At 64.1% G+C, this 19,025-nt stretch carries 14 protein-coding genes; 5 read left to right on the top strand and 9 right to left on the bottom strand.

The genetic code is table 11. From position 1 onward, the window contains the following. Nucleotides 1-69 precede the first annotated feature (69 nt). From VME63_RS02670 to VME63_RS02660, 4 genes are all read right to left on the bottom strand, one after another. On the bottom strand, nucleotides 70-1,485 hold the full coding sequence (locus tag VME63_RS02670) for a PepSY domain-containing protein (protein ID WP_325429984.1): 1,416 nt from the start codon (nucleotides 1,483-1,485) through the stop codon (nucleotides 70-72). Then, nucleotides 1,457-3,772, bottom strand: coding sequence for a TonB-dependent receptor (locus VME63_RS02665; RefSeq protein WP_325429982.1), 2,316 nt, complete (start codon nucleotides 3,770-3,772; stop codon nucleotides 1,457-1,459). The genes VME63_RS02670 and VME63_RS02665 overlap by 29 nt, the downstream gene beginning before the upstream one ends. Before the next feature lie 164 nt (nucleotides 3,773-3,936). Continuing rightward, nucleotides 3,937-4,245, bottom strand: a complete 309-nt coding sequence (locus VME63_RS18420) for a hypothetical protein (protein ID WP_414648194.1) — start codon at nucleotides 4,243-4,245, stop codon at nucleotides 3,937-3,939. Between the two features lie 258 nt (nucleotides 4,246-4,503). Further along, nucleotides 4,504-6,633 carry a S53 family peptidase gene (locus VME63_RS02660; protein WP_325429980.1) on the bottom strand — a complete coding sequence of 710 codons (2,130 nt, stop codon included), beginning with the start codon at nucleotides 6,631-6,633 and terminating at the stop codon, nucleotides 4,504-4,506. 433 nt (nucleotides 6,634-7,066) lie between these two features. Here VME63_RS02660 and panE point away from each other — a divergent pair, with 433 nt between their 5' ends. The 5 genes from panE to VME63_RS02635 all read left to right on the top strand — a co-directional run bounded on the left by panE (nucleotide 7,067) and on the right by VME63_RS02635 (nucleotide 16,044). Beyond that, on the top strand, nucleotides 7,067-8,002 hold the full coding sequence (panE, locus tag VME63_RS02655; RefSeq protein WP_325429978.1) for a 2-dehydropantoate 2-reductase: 936 nt from the start codon (nucleotides 7,067-7,069) through the stop codon (nucleotides 8,000-8,002). A gap of 299 nt (nucleotides 8,003-8,301) precedes the next feature. Beyond that, nucleotides 8,302-10,134: an FAD-binding oxidoreductase gene (locus tag VME63_RS02650; RefSeq protein WP_325429976.1), complete on the top strand. Its 1,833-nt coding sequence runs from the start codon at nucleotides 8,302-8,304 to the stop codon at nucleotides 10,132-10,134. 219 nt (nucleotides 10,135-10,353) lie between these two features. Further along, a complete protein-coding gene (locus VME63_RS02645) occupies nucleotides 10,354-12,042 on the top strand; it encodes a hypothetical protein (protein ID WP_325429974.1) in 1,689 nt (562 codons plus the stop codon). 409 nt (nucleotides 12,043-12,451) lie between these two features. After that, a complete protein-coding gene (locus VME63_RS02640) occupies nucleotides 12,452-13,228 on the top strand; it encodes a TenA family transcriptional regulator (protein ID WP_325429972.1) in 777 nt (258 codons plus the stop codon). 68 nt (nucleotides 13,229-13,296) lie between these two features. Continuing rightward, complete coding sequence (locus VME63_RS02635; RefSeq protein ID WP_325429970.1) at nucleotides 13,297-16,044, top strand: putative bifunctional diguanylate cyclase/phosphodiesterase; 2,748 nt, start codon at nucleotides 13,297-13,299, stop codon at nucleotides 16,042-16,044. A 20-nt stretch (nucleotides 16,045-16,064) separates the two neighbouring features. On the opposite strand, the gene msrA is transcribed toward VME63_RS02635, so the two are convergent. The 5 genes from msrA to VME63_RS02610 all read right to left on the bottom strand — a co-directional run bounded on the left by msrA (nucleotide 16,065) and on the right by VME63_RS02610 (nucleotide 19,013). Next, nucleotides 16,065-16,748 (bottom strand): peptide-methionine (S)-S-oxide reductase MsrA, encoded by a 684-nt coding sequence (msrA, locus tag VME63_RS02630; RefSeq protein ID WP_325429968.1) that lies wholly within the window; start codon nucleotides 16,746-16,748, stop codon nucleotides 16,065-16,067. 74 nt (nucleotides 16,749-16,822) lie between these two features. After that, on the bottom strand, nucleotides 16,823-17,050 hold the full coding sequence (locus VME63_RS02625; protein WP_325429966.1) for an RNA-binding S4 domain-containing protein: 228 nt from the start codon (nucleotides 17,048-17,050) through the stop codon (nucleotides 16,823-16,825). A gap of 2 nt (nucleotides 17,051-17,052) precedes the next feature. Then, nucleotides 17,053-17,490, bottom strand: a complete 438-nt coding sequence (locus VME63_RS02620; RefSeq protein WP_325429964.1) for a barstar family protein — start codon at nucleotides 17,488-17,490, stop codon at nucleotides 17,053-17,055. Then, nucleotides 17,487-17,924, bottom strand: coding sequence for a ribonuclease domain-containing protein (locus VME63_RS02615; RefSeq protein ID WP_325429962.1), 438 nt, complete (start codon nucleotides 17,922-17,924; stop codon nucleotides 17,487-17,489). Before VME63_RS02615 ends, VME63_RS02620 begins: the two co-directional genes overlap by 4 nt. A 78-nt stretch (nucleotides 17,925-18,002) precedes the next feature. Continuing rightward, nucleotides 18,003-19,013 carry a hypothetical protein gene (locus tag VME63_RS02610; protein ID WP_325429960.1) on the bottom strand — a complete coding sequence of 337 codons (1,011 nt, stop codon included), beginning with the start codon at nucleotides 19,011-19,013 and terminating at the stop codon, nucleotides 18,003-18,005. Nucleotides 19,014-19,025: the final 12 nt, after the last annotated feature.

Below are 19,025 nucleotides of genomic sequence, written 5' to 3'. Positions count from 1 at the left end.
GACAACCTCCGGCGAGGATGCATGCGGACCGAGGTCCGGCACACATCATGCGCCGATTGTCCGGACGTGTCATCCAGCCCGGTTGGGCGAGGCCAGCCCGAGGAACGTGCGGACCCGCTCGATGCGGCGCAGGCAAACACGCTCGATCAGCAACACCAGCAGCATCGAGGCGCCGAGCAGGGGCAGCAATACGCCCAGCATCCCCAGCAATCCCAGCAGCACCGCAGGATATTTCGCCGTATCGAGCGCCGGCGGTGCGCCAAGGACGCCGCCGGGCCGGCGCCGCCACCACATCACCGCCGCGCTGGTACACAGTGTGATGAGTCCCAGCGCGGTGAATACGCCCAGGATCTGGTTGAGCGGTGGAAACAGCGCCCCTTCATGAAGGGCGATGCCATAGCCGATGATGCGGTCGAGCAGCGGCTTCTGCGCGAATGTCGTGCGCTTGAGGATCGCGCCGGTGGTGGGATCGAGTACCAGCTCGCTGCGGCGCGGCCGGTTGTCCGCATCCGATCGCGCGGTCCAGTGCGGTGCGCGTTGCGAGGGCGGCGCAAGCAACACCGGCGGCGCAAGATGCTGCGCGGCGACCACCGGTACCAGCCGGTCGAGCGGCGAATAATCCGCCGCTATGCCTGCCCGTGAATCGCCCATGTCCATGCCGGGCATGGACACATGTGTGTCGGAGACCGCAGGCGCGGCAACCGGCGTGTTTTCCGCCTTGATCTGCGCGCGCTCGGACGCGCTGCCAGTGGTCCAGTCCGGTGGCGAGGCGGTGCTGGCATAGGCCTGCCGTACCGTGCGCAACATGCCGCCCCAGGACTTGCTCCAGGGCAGACCGGAAAGCAGCATGATCAGCGCGAACATCGCGATCCACAGGCCGGCGACCGCATGCAGATCGCGCCAGAAAATCCGCGGGCCCGAACCGAGGCGCGGATACAACGTGCCGCCGAGCCGCGCGTTGCGCGGCCACCAAAGGTACAGGCCGGTCAGCAACATCAGAATGGTCCACGACGCGGCCAGTTCCACCAGCATCGAGCCGCCGGTACCGAGCAGCAGCTCGCCGTGCAGGTAGAAAATCACCTTCATGAAGCGATCGTTTTCGCGCACCACGCCCAGCACTTTAAGCGTGGACGGATTGACGAACACGCGTACGAGCTCGCCACCGCGCCCGACTAGCACGCGCGTGGCGGCTTGGGGAGTGGAAGGCAGCTGATACGCGTTGAGCACGGAGCCGGGCACCGCCCGCAACGCCGCCGCGACCTGTGCGCTGGGGGCCTGTGCCGGCGCCTGCGTGACGTGCGCGTAGCGTCGTTCCAGCAGCGGTTCAAGTTGCGGCTTGAACAGGTAGATCATGCCGGTTGTCGCCAGCCACAGTACGAAGGGCAGGCAAAACAGGCCGGCGTAGAAATGCCAGCGCCAGATCAGACGGTACGCGTCGCGCCGCCGCGACGTACCTTCAGAGACGGAACTTGAGGCTTGCGACATAGGTGCGCTGCGGGAACGGGTGATAGAGGAAATACTTTTCGTTGTTCAAGTTATCCACGCCCAATGAGGCCGAAAGCTGTTCGTTGATCTGGTAGTTCACATGTGCGTCGAACACCAGGAATTTGTCGAACGCGCCGAACACGTTGGGCGTGTTGTCGGTGTTGTCCAGCGTGGAGTACTGCTTGCCGCTGTAGCGGCCGGCAAGCGTGAACGCCCAGGCGGCGGTTGGCCGGTAAGTGGCCACGGCCGTTGAGCGCCAGCGCGGCACATAAGGCACATGCTTGCCGTCGGCCGTCGTACCCGCCACGCTGGCGAAGCTCGGATCGGAAAGCGTGGTCGAATCGACGAAGGTGACACTGCCGGAAAGCTCCAGCCCCTGGATCAGCGCGTTGTTGCGGTCGCCCACCAGTTCGATGCCGCGATTGCGAACCTCGCCGACGTTCATGGTGTAGGTGACCGGGACCGGGTAAGTGGACAGCGTCGAAGTCTGCGAAATCAGCGCGTCGCGCGTGTTCTCCTGGAACAGCGACACCCTTACCGTGCCGTCGGTGATGGCATGCTCCAGTGCCAGTTCGCCACTGATGTCGCGCTCGGGCTTCAAGTTGGGATTGGGCGAGGAGAACGTGGAGCCGGTGGATACCAGCTGGTACAGCTCGGCGACCGTGGGAAAGCGCAGGGACTTAGCCAACGAACCGGTAAGGCGCCAGGCCGGCGCGATGTCCCAGCGCAAGGTTGCTTTGGGCGAGAAGCCGTCGGCTTTTTCCGTGGGTTGATAAACGGCAGTCTTGCCGCTGAAGTTGAAGCCGTCGCTGGCCTTCCATTGTTCGAAACGGCCGCCGATCGTCGCCAGCCAATCGGGCGCCAGCTGCCAGGCATCCTGCAACCAAACCGCGTTCGTCCTGGTCTTGCCGCTGCCGGCCGAGTAGAGGCCCTCGACCGTGTCGGGGTCTTGCCACACGCGCGTGTTATCGGTGGGGTTGGCCAGCGTGTACTGATCGGCATGCACGCCAGCGGAGATTTCGTGCGCGCCACCGTAGCCATCGGGTCGCCAGATGCCTTGCAGGTCCGCCGTGGACCAGTTCGTGCCGGCGTAGCTGGCCAGCAGCCCGTTCGGCGTGAAAAGCGTGTTGGCGCCCACGCCGTAGGGCGACCATTGATCGTCCTTGATGAAGTTGTAGTGGGTGACGATCAGCGATCCGTCAAAGTAGCCTTTGGTGTCGGTTTTCAGCGAGGCCGCCTGCATCAGGTGGTGCTCGATGATTCCATAGGTGTTGCTCGCGAATCCGGCGGCCTTGCCATAGGTGGGCGCGCCGCTGGCGTTGGACAAATAGGTCTGCGCGTGCGACTGCCCGTCGTTGCTCCAGTAGCCCACCCAGTAGGCGGCCTGTAGCCATGGCGTGACGTCGTAGGCGAACTTGCCATCCACATTGAGCATGCGCGTGTGCAGCAAACCGCCCGCACCCAGTACGTTGGCCGGTTGTCCGGTCTTGTTGAGCGCTGGAATTGTGCCGGTGGTGTGCGCCGGTATGGATCCGCTGGTGATGAAGGTCAGCGGTTGGCTGAAGCTGTTGGCCGAGTTGGCGCCCAGGAACCAGGAAAGTTTTCCATGGCGTCCGCTGGCGGTGACGCTGGTCTTGCTGGTCGCGTAAGTGCCCTTGGTGTTGTAGAGATCGAAGCTTTGCAACGCTTCGGTCTGCTCGATGGTCACCTGCGGCTTGTCCGGCGTGCGCGTGACGATGCGCATTACGCCGCCCATGGCATTGCCCGAATAGGCGGCCGAATAGGGGCCATACAACATGTCGATGTGGTCGATTTCGTCAGGCGCCACCATGCCCCAGCGCGGCGCGCCGATGGTGTTGTTGTTGGCGATCAACGCGGAGATCGGAATATCGTCGACGTAGACCAGCGTGCGCGCGCTGGAATTGACGCCCCAGTCGCGGGTGGCAAGTACCGGTTGCGTATCGCCCTCGTTGCGCTTGCGGATAAAGATGCTGGGCATGTACTTGGCCGCATCTTCCACGTCCACGGCATTGACGGTGTCATTGATCTGCGCGGCGGTGACGCTTACTTGCGTGGCGGGGAAGGGCGGCGGCGCCGTGAGCGTTTGATTGGACCGGGCGGTCACGCTGATGGCCGCCAGCGTGGTGGGTTTCTTCGATGCCCTGGTCGATGGCGTGCTCGACGATGAGTCCGGTACGTTCTGGCCGCTTTGTGCCATGGCGATGGAGGACGCCAGCATGGCAAGCGGCAACGCGGCCAGCGCGTTGGTACGGGAAGAGGTACGCATTGAAAGTGATTCCGCTGGAAAACGCCGCCGCGCCGTAGACCGCGCGGAGGCAGGGGACACGTCATCGCACCCAACGCGGAAATGACACGCGCATACAGACAGTACGCCTGCGCGGGTTTCCGGATGCGTTGACAGGAATGGCGGCGCTGCGAACTAGCGCCGGATCAGACGTCGGCCCCGGGTGGCGGACCGCGCGAACGCGCGCTCAACAGCGGTGCGCAAGGTTGGGCGTGCTGTGAAAAACCGTGCGGCGCATGCGGCGGCAGATAAAGCGGCGCCCATGCCAGCGCCGACCCGAATCCGGCGGCCGGCGTATGCATGAACATGACGCAGTACCCGCATCGCGCGGTCGGATCGTCGGGATGGCACGGGGCGCCGTGATGAGGTTGGCCGGCGTGGTCCATGCCCATCGGGCAGTCCGGATCCATGCTCATGCCGGCCATCGCGGCGTCCGGCATCTGCGACATCGGCATCGAACGAGATATCACCGGCATCAGCACGATCAAGGCCATGGCGGCGAGTGCCAGCCATGCCACCATCCGTTGATGTGCCGCGCGGTTCAACACGCTCGAATGCCCTTGAGACTTGCTAGCCTGGAGCAGGCTCCAGACATGATGACACCAACGCGGCAAAAGATCATGCGGCCGGTTGCCGCGCACCTCGCTTGATGAATGAAAAAGCGCCTCCCGGCAAGCCGGAAGGCGCTTTGCTGCAGACCTTGGATGTGAAGCTCAAGGCCAGTTGTAAACCAGATTCGCGGCATTGACCGTGCCGATGCCGGTGGCGAAATCCCATCCGGTGGCGGCCTTGTAGCTGGGGTCGTAGGCGCCGGTGGAGGTCGACAGCACCCCGTAGGTATAGCCGGGCCGGTAGCAATCGTTGTTGCCGGTGCAGTTGATGTCCATGTCGCCCAGCGTGACGTCGTAGAACACGCAACTGCCGCTCGCAGTGCCGCTGTTCGAATTGCACGCGGCGCTGCCCGCAGCGCCGTATTCGCTGCGCGCGAGGCTGTAATAGGTTGGATTGGGATTGCCCACCCGGGCACCGATGTGCTGGTTCACCAAGGCCTGGATACCGGCCATGATCGGCGAGGCGAACGAAGTGCCACCCGCGCCGGCCCAGCCGCTGGGCGCGCCGGTGCACGCCGCGCCGCCACCGGCCGTGTCGGTGTAGCAGAACACGTAGTAGTGGCCCCACACGCCATTGGCCGCAAACAGGGAAACATCCGGAATGTCGCGCACGCCATCGGACGGATTGCCGACCAGCGTTTGCCACGACGGCTTGGCCGTGCCTTTGCAGGTGCCGCCCACCACGCCCGATGTGCGCGGCTTGCCGCTGGCGCAACCGCTGGGGCCGCCGCTGCCGGAGGTCGTGGTGATGAAGTCTTCGCGGCCCAAGCTGCTGTTGCAGAAGCCGGTCCTGCCGTAGGGGGTACTGTAGCCGACGTACGTGTCGATCAACTGGCTGGCGCAGGAGTCGTTCCAGGGAATTTCCGGGATATACGATTTGGCCGAACCATACGTGGACGTGTTGCTCGCATTCCAATACGCGCTGTTGGTGCCGTTGTAGGTATCGCCGAAATCGGTGCCGCCCACGGCCACGTTGTACGGCGTGGAAGCAAAGCCGCTGACCCCGATGCCATGCGTGGCATTGGCTTTGTCCGCGTCGCAACTGGCTGCCCCTTCATCGCCGGACGATACGAATACCGATACGCCTTCGGCGGCGGCTTGCTGATAGACGGAGATGTACGCCGCGTTCTGCGTGGCACCGTTTTCCGCCTCGCATTCACCATAGCTGATACTGACGATCGCCGGCGGCGAGCTGGCATTGACCAGGTTGTCGAGCGCGATCAGTCCGCCGAACTCGGTCGAGGTATCCCGGCACGAAGCCACCTCCAGCGCGGCGCCTGGTGCCGCCGCGCCGGCGTATTCCACATCCAGCTCCGCTTCGCCATCGTTACCCACCACCACGCCGGGATTGGTGCAGTTGCCCGGATGCACCTGGCTGAAATTGGCAGCGGGAAGGCCGAACGTGGAGCGGAAGGTGGCGATATCGGCGGTCGAGTACACGTTGGTGTCCTCGATCAGCACAATGGTCTGGCCGCTGCCGTTGATTCCTGCGGAGAACAGCGGATTGAAGTTGTAGATCGTCGCCAGGTCGGCGGGGACCACCGCCTGATACGTGGCTCCGCTGCTGGTATAGGTGTAGTTGAGGTGCTGCCGGTAATTGGTGTGCGGGCGGAAATCGTTCAACGACACGATGCCGCTGACCACTGACGCAAACGCAGCGGGAATCTGCGGGTCGCTCATGTTGGCGATGTGGTTCTGGCCATTGACGTTCAGATGATGCATTTGCGTATCGAATGCGCGACGCACCTGGCCCGCGGTGCCGGAGAAATCGATCAGCGTGCCGCCTTCATAGACACGATTGACCGTAAAGCCCTGCGCGGCAAGCCAACGGGTGATGGCGTCGATGTCCAGCTGCGAAACGCCGAACTGTTCGCCCATTTGCTCGGCCGTCAACCAGTTGCGGTAGTTGGGCGAGCCCTTGGTCTGTTGTTGCTGCATAAACGCTGCAAGCGCCTGTTCGCGCTCGGCCGGGCGCTGCAGCAGCAGTTGCATGTGTTCCAGCACCAGGTTGTCCTCGACGCGGCCGCGATCATTGGCGGCGATGGCGAACGGCGAGACGTTGCCGGGCAGGGTCACGCGATCGTTGTTGTTGGGCGCGCGCGTGATCTGCGGGCGTGAAAGCAGGCCGATAGTGGCGGCATGGGCGGATGCGCAAACACATGTTCCCGCTCCGGCTGCCAGCAGCGTCAATAACAGCCTGGCGGCTGTGCCGCCATGTCGTGCCGATGTCATGTCCGTTCTCCTCAAGAAACGTTGCAAGGATTCGTTCCACGCAGCGTCCGCTGCGCTTCCCCGTGGCGATGGGACATGCCCGGCATCGCCATGCAAAGCTTCCTGGGCGGTACACGCACTTGCCTTGACTTCAATCCCCTTCGGTCCGGTGGCGGACCATGGCGGCCAAACCTGTCCGCCGCCTTGAACGATCACCCACCGCTCGCAGCCCGGGCTTGCGATGGGCCCAATCTGTTCATCGCCCCTGACCACACCCCTGCCATCGCCGCCCCGTCAGGGCGGCGAAAAATTCATCATGAATCTTCCATAGGCACTGCTACGGAAAGAGAAAGGATTCGTATAGCAAGTGTAAGCGCCATGTACTGAGTCGCTTGCATGCGCAGGCATGGCCCCCATCTGCTAGCCAGTTGCCTGTATCGAGGATGGCCAGTCGATGAAGATCCTGATGGTGGGAGCCGGCGCAACCGGCGGTTATTTCGGCGCACGCCTGTTGGAAAGCGGCAAGGACGTGACCTTCCTGGTGCGCGCCGGACGCGCGGCATCGCTGGCGCGTACGGGCCTGGTCGTTCGCAGTACCCTGGGCGACTTCACCGCGGCCGCGCCCAAGACCGTGCAGGCCGACACCTTGCAAGAAACCTTCGACCTGGTCGTGGTGAGCTGCAAGGCCTACCACCTGCCGCAGGCGATCCAGGACATGGCGCCCGCGATAGGGCCGCAGACCCTGATCCTGCCTTTGCTCAATGGCATGCGCCATCTGGACCTGCTCGATGCCCGCTTCGGCGCGGCGCATGTGCTCGGCGGCCAATGCGTGATCGCGGCTACCCTGGATGCGGATGGTGCGGTGCGCCATCTCAATAGCTCGCACAGCCTTACCTACGGGGAGCGCGACGGTTCGCGTTCGGCGCGGATCGAGCAAGTGGCGCAGGCCATGGCCAAGGTTCGTTTCGAACCGCGGCTTAGCACCACCATTCTGCAAGACATGTGGGACAAGTGGGTGTTCCTGGCGTCGCTGGCCGGCATCACCTGCCTGATGCGCGCGCCGGTGGGCGATATCGTGGCGGTCCCCGGCGGCAGGCAGACGACGCTTGACCTGCTGGAGGAGGGTCGGCGCGTAGCGCAGGCCCATGGCCACGCGCCCGGCGAAGCCACGCTGCAGCGCGCCCATTCGGTGCTGACCGAGCCGGGCTCCACCCTGACCGCCTCGATGCTGCGGGACCTGGAGCAGGGCGGTCCGATCGAAGCCGACCATGTGGTGGGCGACTTGCTGGCACGCGGCGAGGCGTCCGGCCTGGACCTGCCGATGCTGCGCGTGGCCTACGCGCACTTGAAAGCCTATGAGGCGCGACGCGCGCATTCGAGCCGGAGCTAGCCGGCAACGCCTGCTTGCCCCCACGGTCCCGCCGTTCGTCCCACAACGCGTTCCGCACGTCCCTTCGCCGTGGATGACCGGCCATCGGGGGCGGACAGTGACGGCCATTCATGGAAGCTTTGATCCATGGCACGTACCCGTCACGGCACGGTATGCGCATATCGGGCAGCATGGCGTCTGCACAGGCGGCCAGTCTGCCCCGTGCCACGCGCCACGCCCTGCGGGCCTTCCCGACGTCATGCCGGGTGCGTGCAATAGATCGGAGCATCTTTAACGGTCTGTCACGGAGGGTAGTTGGCATGAACAGGCGTGAGCTTCTGAAGGCGGCGCTGGCGCTGCCGGTGATGTCGGGTGCGATGAGCGCAGGGCTGGCGTCGGCGCTGGCGGCAGTGGGTGGGGCGATACCCAGGGCATGGACATCGAGGGTACGGCCGGGTCAGCCGCGCTGGCCTTCGGCGGCGCAGTGGGACCAACTCAAGCAGGCCGTGGGCGGGCGTTTGCTGAAGCTGGAGTCGCCATTCGCGCACTGCACGGCTACCTCGACTACGGCGGCCTGCCGCGAAGCGCTCGCGCACATCAAAAATCCGTTCTATATCGGCGACCAGCCAGCGCTGACCCAGACCAGCGGCTGGGCCTATGCATGGACTTCCCGGCCCAGTACCTATGCCGTCGCCGCGGCAAGCACCGCCGACGTGGTGGCAGCGGTGAACTTCGCGCGCGAACATCATCTGCGCCTGGTGGTAAAAGGCGGCGGCCACAGTTACCAGGGCACCTCCGACGCGCCCGACTCCCTGCTGGTGTGGACGCGGCACATGAACGCGGCGACCTTGCACGATGCGTTCGTCGCACAGGGTTGCGCGGGCATCCATGCGCCGCAGCCGGCAGTGAGTTTGCAGTCCGGTGCGATGTGGATCGATGCCTACGATGCCGTCACCACGCACGGCGGTCGCTATGTGCAAGGCGGCGGATGCACCACGGTCGGCGTGGCAGGGCTTATCCAGAGCGGCGGCTTCGGCAGTTTCTCCAAGCACTATGGGACTGCCGCATCAGGCCTGCTGGAAGCGGAAGTCGTTACGGCCGATGGCGTGGTGCGCATTGCCAATGCGTGTACAAATCCGGAGCTGTTCTGGGGCATCAAGGGCGGTGGCGGCGGCAGCTTGGGCGTGGTGACGCGGCTCACCTTGCGCACGCGCGAACTGCCGGAATACTTCGGCGGCGTGTTCGGCGCGATCCGGGCCTCGTCCGACCAGGCATTTGGCGCCTTGATCGCGCAGGCCATGCGTTTTTACCGCAGCGATCTGTGCAATCCGCATTGGGGCGAGCAGATGGCGTTCGATGAGGACAACATGCTTCACGTGTCGATGGTGTTCCAGGGGCTGGATCAGCAGCAGGCGCTGGCGACGTGGGCACCCTTTGTAGATTGGGTACGCGCACGCAAGGAGTACGCGTTCGTGCAGCCTATACAGGCGCTCGCCGTACCGGCGCGGCATTTCTGGGATGCGGAATTCTTTCGTCAGCATGCACCAAGCGCCATCGTTGAGGATGATCGCACCGGCGCGCCGCGCAATCACATGCTGTGGTCCGGCGATCATGGACAAGTGGGCTGGTTCCTGCACGGATTCAAATCGGCGTGGCTGCCTGGGTCGCTGTTGCGCGAAGACCGGCTACCGGCGCTGGCAGAGGCGATATTGGCGTGCACACGCCATAAGCGCGTGGAGTTTCATTTCAACAAAGGTTTGTTCGGGGCGACGAAACAGACCATCGATGCCGCGCGCGATACGGCCACCAACCCGCAAGTGCTCGACGCATTCGCCTTGGCGATCATGGCCGACGCGAGCGGACCGGCGTATCCGGGCATGCCCGGTCCCGGGCCGGATCTGGCCCAAGCGCGCCGGCATGAAATCCAGCTGCGCAATGCGATGGACGCGTTGTACAAAGTCGCGCCCGATGCCGGCGCCTATGTGTCGGAGAGCGATTATTTCCAGCGCGACTGGCAGAACGCGTTCTGGGGTGCCAACTATGCGCGGCTCGCGGCGGCGAAGCGGCAATACGATCCGGACGGATTGTTTTTCGTGCATCACGGGGTCGGCAGCGAGCATTGGAGTGCCGACGGTTTCACGCGCGCGGGCTAGTGGATGCATGGCGCCATGCCGATGCGGCCCCTATCGAAATGACGGGGGCCATCCATGTGCACGCGCCGTGTGCCGCCGATGGCATAAACATGACGAAGCTTAGGCGATCCTTACGCGGGTTGCCGTTGCATGTGGCTGTCAATAATCCTTCACCAATCGTGACTACCGTGGCGCTGTTGTGTCCTGTAACTGCGTTCACTCATTCGCCCGGAGATCACGATGACCACGACGTTGCGCTTTCGTTTTGCACGCCGGCATGCTGTCGCCGCGTTTGCGTTTACTGCGCTGGCGGCAGCTGCCGCCGCGTATGCTGATGGTTTTTCGCAAGACCGCGATTTTCATTTCTGGCCCGGCAACCTGGTGGTGACCCGCAGCGTTTACGACAACAAGGCGAGCAATGTGCAACTGGGCGAAATACTGCCGCCCGATTGCCCCGCGAGCAGCGGTGGGTGCGGTACCGCGCCCGGCGCCCAGTACGATGGCACCTACCCGCAAGTCTTCAACAACGTGATCTACGATGCGAATTTCGGCATCACCTCGCGCGTCTACCTGGATCAGATCACCCCTGACGGCTGGTTGATCAATTCGCTGGAAGTTCCAAACAGCCAGCTTCCCGCCGCGCGCGAGGGCGAGCTGGTGACCAGCTTCAGTTCCAAGTCGGAGCTGGGCCTGCATCTGTCGCTGGACGGCAAATATCTCTCGTTCGTGGGCTACGTCGCGCCGGTGAACGCGATCGATGTATCCAATGCCAATACGCCGCTGGAGGTCGATCCGACCAATCCCGATGGCGGAACCTATTATCGCGCGGTGGCGCTGGTCGATGGCCACGGCCATTTCCAGTTCACCCAAACCAACGCATACAGCGGCGATAACGGCCGCGCCGCCATTTACAACGACGTCAACGGCGCCAACGTGTTTTACACCTCGGGCAATGCCGGCAATGGCAGCAACCCGCAGCCTGCGGGCGTGGTGCTTGGTGCGGGCGCGCAATGGATCACGCCCTCCACGCTGCCCGAGGCATTGCAGAGCGCCGGTGCGCCGACGCCGCTGGCCAGCTTCTCCGTCACCGCCTTGGGCGACAAGGCCGACAAGATCGGCAAGGACGATAACTTCCGCGGCATGACGGTGTTCGACAACGTGCTGTATTACACCAAGGGCAGCGGCAGCAACGGCGTCAATACGGTTTATTTCGTCGACACGACCGGCACGGCATGCCCCAAGGGCGTTGGCGTACCGGTGGCGGGTGCGCCGCTTCCCACTTCGCCGTTGGCCTACAACGCGAGCACGCTGTCGAGCGCGGGCCTGCCGAGCAACATGTGCATTCTCGCCGGTTTCCCGACCGCGCTGACCAAGACCGCCACCACAGTGGCCTATCCGTTCGCGCTGTGGTTCGCCGATGCCAATACGCTGTACGTCGCCGATGAAGGCGACGGCTACACCGGCGGCGGCGATCTTTACACGCATGCTGCCGCGCAAACCACGGCGGGCTTGCAGAAGTGGGTGTTCAACGCGGGCACGAAATCCTGGACGCTCGCTTACACGCTGCAGGCGGGCCTGGGGCTCGGCCAGCCCTATACCGTGCACGGCTATCCCACCGGGAACAATCCCGCTACCCAGTTGCCGTGGTCGCCGGCCACCGACGGCCTGCGCCAGATCACCGGCCGCGTTGACCGGGACGGCAAGGTCACCATCTGGGCGGTGACCTCCACCGTCAGCGGCGGCGGCGACACGGGGGCCGATCCGGATCGCCTGGTGGCGGTTCGCGACACGTTGTCCAACACCACGGCGGCCGGCGCGGCGCAGGAGCACTTCGTGACCTTGCGCGCGGCGAAGTTCGGCGAGGTGCTGCGCGGCGTGTCGTTCGCGCCGGGTACGGAGCAGCAGGGCAAGGACAACGGCTGGCACTGAGCGCAGTTATCCGGGACGCCGTCATGGGCGGCGCGCCCGGCGGCCTATCCGATTCATCGCGCTGTCCTGGTCAGGCCCGGGGCAGCGTTTTTTTTTGGAGCCATGCGGGCGTTCAAACCGTCCAGGCCGTCAGACAGGCCCGCCGAGGATGAGCCGAGGAAGCCGTCTGGGATACCCATCGGCGCGCCGAGGATGCGAGCTGCGGCAGCCTCCGATACCCCTGACCTCCGCCTTCCATGCGACGCGCTCCACGCCTGGGGGGCGAACCGGCCGAGTACGACAGATAAGTGTCGCAACACGTGTAGGACACGACCACTATGGAGGGGCCGGGACCGCCCAACGGGCCTGGTGTCAGCCGAACCCTCGGCTGAGACGACCCGAAGTAAACACCTTAAGTGGAGAAAGTCACATGCACGCACATTTCGAACGCACCGGCCCCCTGACTGAAATCGCCAGCTACCCGAGCTGGGCGCAAGACATGGTCGCAGAGTGCGAAGGCGCCAAACAGAGTGTCGTCACCCATGACCTGTGGCCGATCATGCGCGAAGCCAAGCTCAATCATGGCGCCACGCGGCATTTCATGGTGGGAATCTGGCCGGTGATCGAGCGTTTTCCGGGCTACATGGCCATGAGCCTGCTCAAGACCCGTTTTGGTCGCAGCGAAGGGGACAACATGGCCCGGCGCTGGCTGGTGCGCAATATCCGCGTGGAGCAGAACCACGCCGAGTACTGGCTCAATTGGGCCGAGGGTGCCAATATTCCCCGCGAAGAGGTCCTGCACGGCGCGGCACCCGCCGGAACGGACGCCCTGGCCAACTGGTGTGAAGAAATCAGCAAAAACGGTTCACTTGCCGCAAGCGTGGCGGCCACGAACTATGCGGTAGAAGGGGCCACGGGGGAATGGTCCCAGTTGCTGTACGACAGCCTTGCCTACCGGGAGAGCTTCCCTCAGGAGGTCCGTGTAGGTAGCCTGCGCTGGCTACAGTTACATGCCGCGTATGACGATACCCATCCCTGGGAGGCACTGGAAATCGTGTGTACCCTGCTGGGCAAGTCGCCTGCGCCGCATGATGTGGCGCATATTACCGAATGTGTGAAACGCAGTTACATTTGCATGCGTCTTCTCGCCGATCGCTGCGTTGAGGCGCGGCATGAACCGTTGGTAGTGAGTGAGGCGGCCGCTTAACACGTATTGCCGTTGGGCCATGCGCAGCAGCCGTAAGGATGTATCGGTAAAATCAGGCTAAGGATCCGATGCGTATCGCTCGTACCGTATTGCAGAAGCCGCTTTCGCGGCGCCTCATGCCGCTGGCCTACGCGCTGGTCGGCATGGTGGCGCTGATACTTGGCCTCACCTGGGGCGCGATGAAGATCCAGGTCACTCTCGCTGGTTTCCTCAACGGCGAGAGTGTCTGGTCCAAGGCACAGAAGCAGGCGGTCATCGATCTGCAGTCCTATGCGATGACCGGCTCCCAGCATGACCTGGATGATTTCAAAAGCAACTATGCCTTGCTCGGCTATGACCGCTGGGTGCGCGACGTCACCGCCAGCGGCCATTACGACTACGACGAAGTCAAGGCGGCCTTGAGCCACGGCAACGCCATTCCCGAGACGATCCCGGGGGTGGTCTTCATGTTTCAGTACTTCAACCAGGCGCCATACATGAAAGAGGCCCTGGTGGCCTGGCGCTCCACCGACGAGAGCATCGCCCAGTTGGGGGTCATCTCCGATGAACTGCAGCGCGCCTACGCCAGCGGCGGCCCCAGCCCCCAGGAAATTGAACGGCAGCGCCTGCGTATCCGCGCGCTGAACGATTTCATCGAACCGCGCAGCGACAATTTCTCGCTGCAGATCGCCCACGGCGCCCTTTGGATGGGCGAGGTGCTGTTTGTGGGCGTACTTTTGGCCGCGTGCCTGGCCGCTGCGTTCTGGTTGAGCCTGGCCAGGCGCATCCTGGCGCGCATCCGCGGCACCGAGGACCGCTTCCAGCTGTTGTTCGACAGTGCAGCGGACGCGATCGTGATGGTGGACGAATCGCATGGCCGCATCCTCAACGCCAATCGCACGGCCAGCCTGTGGACCGGACGCGATCCGTTCGACCTGATCGGCACCCATTTCCGCGAGCTGTTCGTGGAGGGCAGCTCGCGCGAGGCAGGCGCATCCACGATCGGCACGCTGCGCAACGCCAATGGCGCGACGCGCACGGTCGAGACGCACAGCAGCCTCACCACCTGGGGTACCCAGCCGGTGCGCCAGGCGATCATGCGCGACATCTCCGACCGCGTGGCGATGGAGCAGGAGCGCCGCATCGGCGCCGAGGCCATGGCCAGCGTGGCCGAGGGCGTGATCATTGCCGATGCGGAGCGCCGCGTGACCACGGTCAATGCGGCGCATACGCGCATCACCGGCTACACCTTGCAGTACCTGCAACATCACCGCTTCGACGAGTTGCGCCGCATGCCCGACGGTTCGCCGTTGCCGTCCTCGATCTGGGAAATGGTTGCCGACGGCGGCAACTGGGTGGGCGAAGTGCAGAGCTGGCGGTCGGACGGTTCGTCCTATCCGGAACTGCTCAGCATCAGCGCCATCCGCAACAGCGACGGCCGCGTGCAGCACTACGTGGCGGTGGTGACTGACATCACCCGCAGCAAGGCCGACCGCCAGCGCCTGGAATACATGGTGGCGCACGATCCGCTGACGGGCCTGGCCAATCGCAACGAATTCCAGCGGCACTGCACGCATGCGATCGAGGTGGCCGCACGCACCAATGGCGCGGCCGCGGTGTTGTTCGTCGACCTGGATGCGTTCAAGGTGGTCAACGACAGTTACAGCCATGCCATCGGCGACCGCCTGCTGGTAAAGGTGGCCCAGCGCATTCGCCGCGAGCTGGGCGAAAACGACGTCGCCAGCCGCATCGGCGGGGACGAATTCACGGTGCTGCTGGGCAGCCTGCGTACGCGCGAACAGGCCGCGCAATTCGCCAACCGTCTGCTGATGAGCCTGTCCGAGCCGATGCTGATCGGCGATTACGAAATCGTCATGAGCGCAAGCATCGGCATCGCGGGCTATCCGCTGGACGGCAGCGATCCGGTGGCGCTGATTGCCAATGCGGACGCGGCGATGTACGCGGCCAAGACGCAGGAACGCAACACCTATCGCTTCTACACGCCCTTGATGCACGCCGATGCCCGCATGCGCCTGATGCTGGGCGCGGATTTGCGCCAGGCACTGATGCGCGATGAGTTCTATCTGGTGTTCCAGCCCAGCGTAGAGCTGCGCAGCGGGCGCATCGTGGCGGTGGAGGCGTTGCTGCGCTGGCGTCATCCCGAGCGCGGCGAGCTGATGCCGGACGAATTCATTCCGCTGGCCGAAAGCCTCGGCCTGATCCGTCGCATCGATGCCTGGACCATGCGCGCGGTGTGCGCGCAGATCCGGCAGTGGGATCAGGCCAAACTGCCGGCGATACGGGTGGCCTTGAACGCCTCGGCGGCTACCTTCGGCCATCCGGGTTTCATCGACAGCGTCAAGCACGCGCTGCACGCCAGCCAGATTTCGCCCAAGCGCCTGATGTTCGAAATCACCGAAAGCGCGATCCTGCGCCTGGGCGAGGCAACCGAGCAGACCATGCACGCGTTGCATGCGCTGGGCATCGGCATCGCCATCGACGACTTCGGTACCGGGTATTCGTCGCTGGCGTACCTGAAGCTGTCGGGCATCGATTTCCTGAAGATCGACCGTTCCTTCATCAAGGACCTGCCCGACAGCACCAACGACGTGGCGATCGTCGAGGCCATGCTGGCGATCGCCAAGAGTTTGGACATCTGCACCATCGCCGAAGGCATCGAGACCGCGGCGCAGGTCGAGTTCCTGTTGCGCGCAGGCTGCGCGGAGGGGCAGGGGTATTACTACTCGCGTGGGCTACCCGCGCCGGAGATCGAGCGCATGCTGTCGCCCAATCCCCGCCATGAAACCTCCCGCCTGCGCCTGGTGCCGCCTAAATAGACGCAGCGGTTACCGCACGCTTACAGCTGCACCTCGACCACGGTCTCTTCTGGCTGGTAGAGCGTGGGGAACTCTTGCTTCAAAGCCTCCACCTTGGGCACATCGTTGATCACGATGTACGGATCATGGGGATGGATGCGTGCGTAATCCTGATGGTAACCCTCGGCCGGATAGAACGCCTTGAGCGGCTTCACTTCGGTGACGATCTTCGCATCGAACACCTTGGCGGCGGTCAGTTGCGCGATGTAGGACTGGGCGATCTTTTGCTGCTCCGGGCTGTCGTAGAAAATCTCGGAGCGGTACTGCGAACCCACATCCGGACCTTGCCGGTAGTACGTGGTGGGATCGTGCGCGACCGCGAAATAGATCTTCAGCAGCTGGCCATAGCTGATCACCGTCGGGTCGAAGTTGATTTTTACCGACTCGGCGTGGCCGGTGTTGCCTTCGCTGACATCCTCGTAATGGGCCGTGTTGGCCACGCCGCCACTGTAGCCGGCCCACACCTGCCTCACGCCGCGCACGTGCTCGAATACCGACTGCATGCCCCAAAAGCAGCCGCCCGCCAGCACGGCGGTTTCCATCCCGTGCGCAGTCGCCTTGGGTGCGTCGTAGGCGGGATCGGGCAGGTTGGCGTTGCTGGCCATGGCCGAGCAGGCGGTCAGGCCGCTTAGCGCGATCAGGAAGGATAAACGACGGGCTTGCATGGGCTACCTCCAAAAAGAATCCGGTTGCCTGGTATTCGCTGGCGGACGGCGGACGGTTACCCTCGGCCCGGATCTCAGCCGGTGCCGGCCACGACGTGGATTTGCACCCCTTCCAGCCGCACGATCTGCCCCGCGCGGATCTTGCACGTCTTGCGCAGCTCCTGCTGCCCGTCCACGTAGACTGCCCCGCTGGCGACGATCATTTTTCCCGCGCCGCCGCTGTCGCACAGTCCCGCCAGTTTCAGCAGCTGATTGAGTTCCACGTAGTCGTGGCCGCCGAGTTCGAATGCGATCTGTTCCATGTTCAACGATGCGTGGGCAGGGCGATGGGATGTTCGGGGAGGCTCAGAAACGCGAAGAACGGACGATGCTGCCCGATCGCGAAGCTGGCCGATTCGTGCAGGATCGCCAGCAAGGTATCGAAATCCTTGCCGGCAGCCTGGCGCAGGTCGTTGGCGTGATCGAGCAGCAAGGCATGGCCGATGCCGTGCAGCCAGCCCAGGTCGCGCAGGCTGTCCACCAGCGCATCCCAGTTCTGGCCGAAGCCGGCCGGCAGTTTCAGCGCGGCGGCCAGGCGGCGCAGCAGTTCGCTTTTGTCCAGGCAGCCGGCGAGGTCGGCGCGGCACACGTAGAGGTTGCCCTGTACGGCCGCGGTAGCGAGCGCGTCGAAGTCGGCCGCGTCGACGAAGTAGACACCGCCATCGTCGGCCTGGGTCAGATCGAGGGCGCCTTCCGCGCTCATCGGTTCACCTGGAACAGCTGGAAGCTGCGGTAGTGATCGCCGGTGTAATAGAAAACCTCGGCCGGTGTACCGCCGGTGATGATGCGCCGCGTGCCGCGGTCGGAGGCGCCGGGCGTATCCACCGTGTACTCGTGGTAATAACCGCGCGGTTGCCCGGGCAGCAGGCCTTCGCGGTTGCCGAACACCACGCCGTCCTGGCTGTAGGGAAACGGACCTCCCTGCAGGATGCGCACCAGCGCGAAGCACGCTTCAGGCGGCATGAAGGCGGGCAGGTTGGTTTTGGCGGCAGGGCAGTTGAGTTTGCTTGCGACCGGCAAAGGCATGTCGCCCTGCGAGACCATCGTCGCCGTCGGTGCGCTGTGGCGATTCCAGAACAGAATGCCGCCGATGAGGATCACCAGCAGCAGAAGGGAGGTAAGGCGTGAGGTGGACACCGCAGGTTCCTTGTGGGCCAGGCGGTGAGTGTAGTGCGTTCGCGGCTGCGAGCGTGGGTCGCGCATCGCAGCAAGGCGTCAGGTCTTGCGGGCGTTGACGTCAAGCCGCTCCTGCAACGCTTCGTATTTTTCGCCGTAATCGGATGTCATGTCGCCCAGGCTGGAAAGTTTTTCTCCCAGCTGGGAGTAGCCGGCCACTTTGAGCGCGTGCGCCGCAGCCTGGGTCAGGCTGGCGCCGAGGAAGTAGGTGCCGGCCATGATGCCGCTCACGGCCGAGGCGGCTTTTTGCGCGTGACTATTGCGCAGAGCCACGCCGAGTTTCCCCGCGTTCTGGCGAATCCGGTCCACGCCCAGCCCCATGTTTCCGCCCGATTCCAGTATCGCGGCGAAGCTGTCGATAAATGCATTGGCGCTGCCGACGGATGTGTTGAGGGTGGAAAGCGTTTCCCCCGACTCGCGCGCGACGGCATTCAAGAAGCTGCTGAAGGCCAGCTTGATGTCCTGGGCACTGGCCTTGGGATCGGCGTAGGTGTGCAAGAGCGCGTCCAGATCCTTGAACACATCGCCCGCGCCCCGCAGCGGTGTGCCCAGGCTTTTCAGCGCATCGGACGCTTGTTTGAGGGGTTTGCTCCAGCTTGCGTTTTCCTGCAGCGTTGCGAGCGCGGACAAACCTTTCAGCGCGTCGCCGCCGGCATCCACGAGATTGCCCATGCCGCTCAAGCTCGCGTGCAGGCTATCGATGTATGCCCCGGACGCGAACTGTTTTGTCGCCGTTTCCAGTTGGATCACGCCGGTCTGAAATTTGGTCGCAGCTGCGTGCAGCGCGAGGAAAGCTTCTTCTTTCGTCGCAGGCTCCCGCGGCGTTTGCGCGGGCGAGGTCTCAGCGGGCGCCGTGATGTCGGCGCCTTTGGATTTTCCATCGCCAGCGCGAAGCGGCCTGGCCACTGGCGGCGCGCTGCCGGCGGTCCCGCTCTGGACGGACCACGGCGTGATGGCCACCTGTTGCGGGGTGCTCGTGCGTGGCTGCGCGTCATTGAGCAGAGCATCGATCCGGGCCGGCCCGGACGGAGGGGTTTCTATGGGGTCCATGGGTTTGCTCAC

Source organism: Dyella sp. (genome assembly GCF_035503745.1).
GTDB lineage: Bacteria > Pseudomonadota > Gammaproteobacteria > Xanthomonadales > Rhodanobacteraceae > Dyella_B.
Note: the sequence above shows the minus strand (reverse complement) of the source record. Positions and strands in the feature narration are given on the sequence as shown.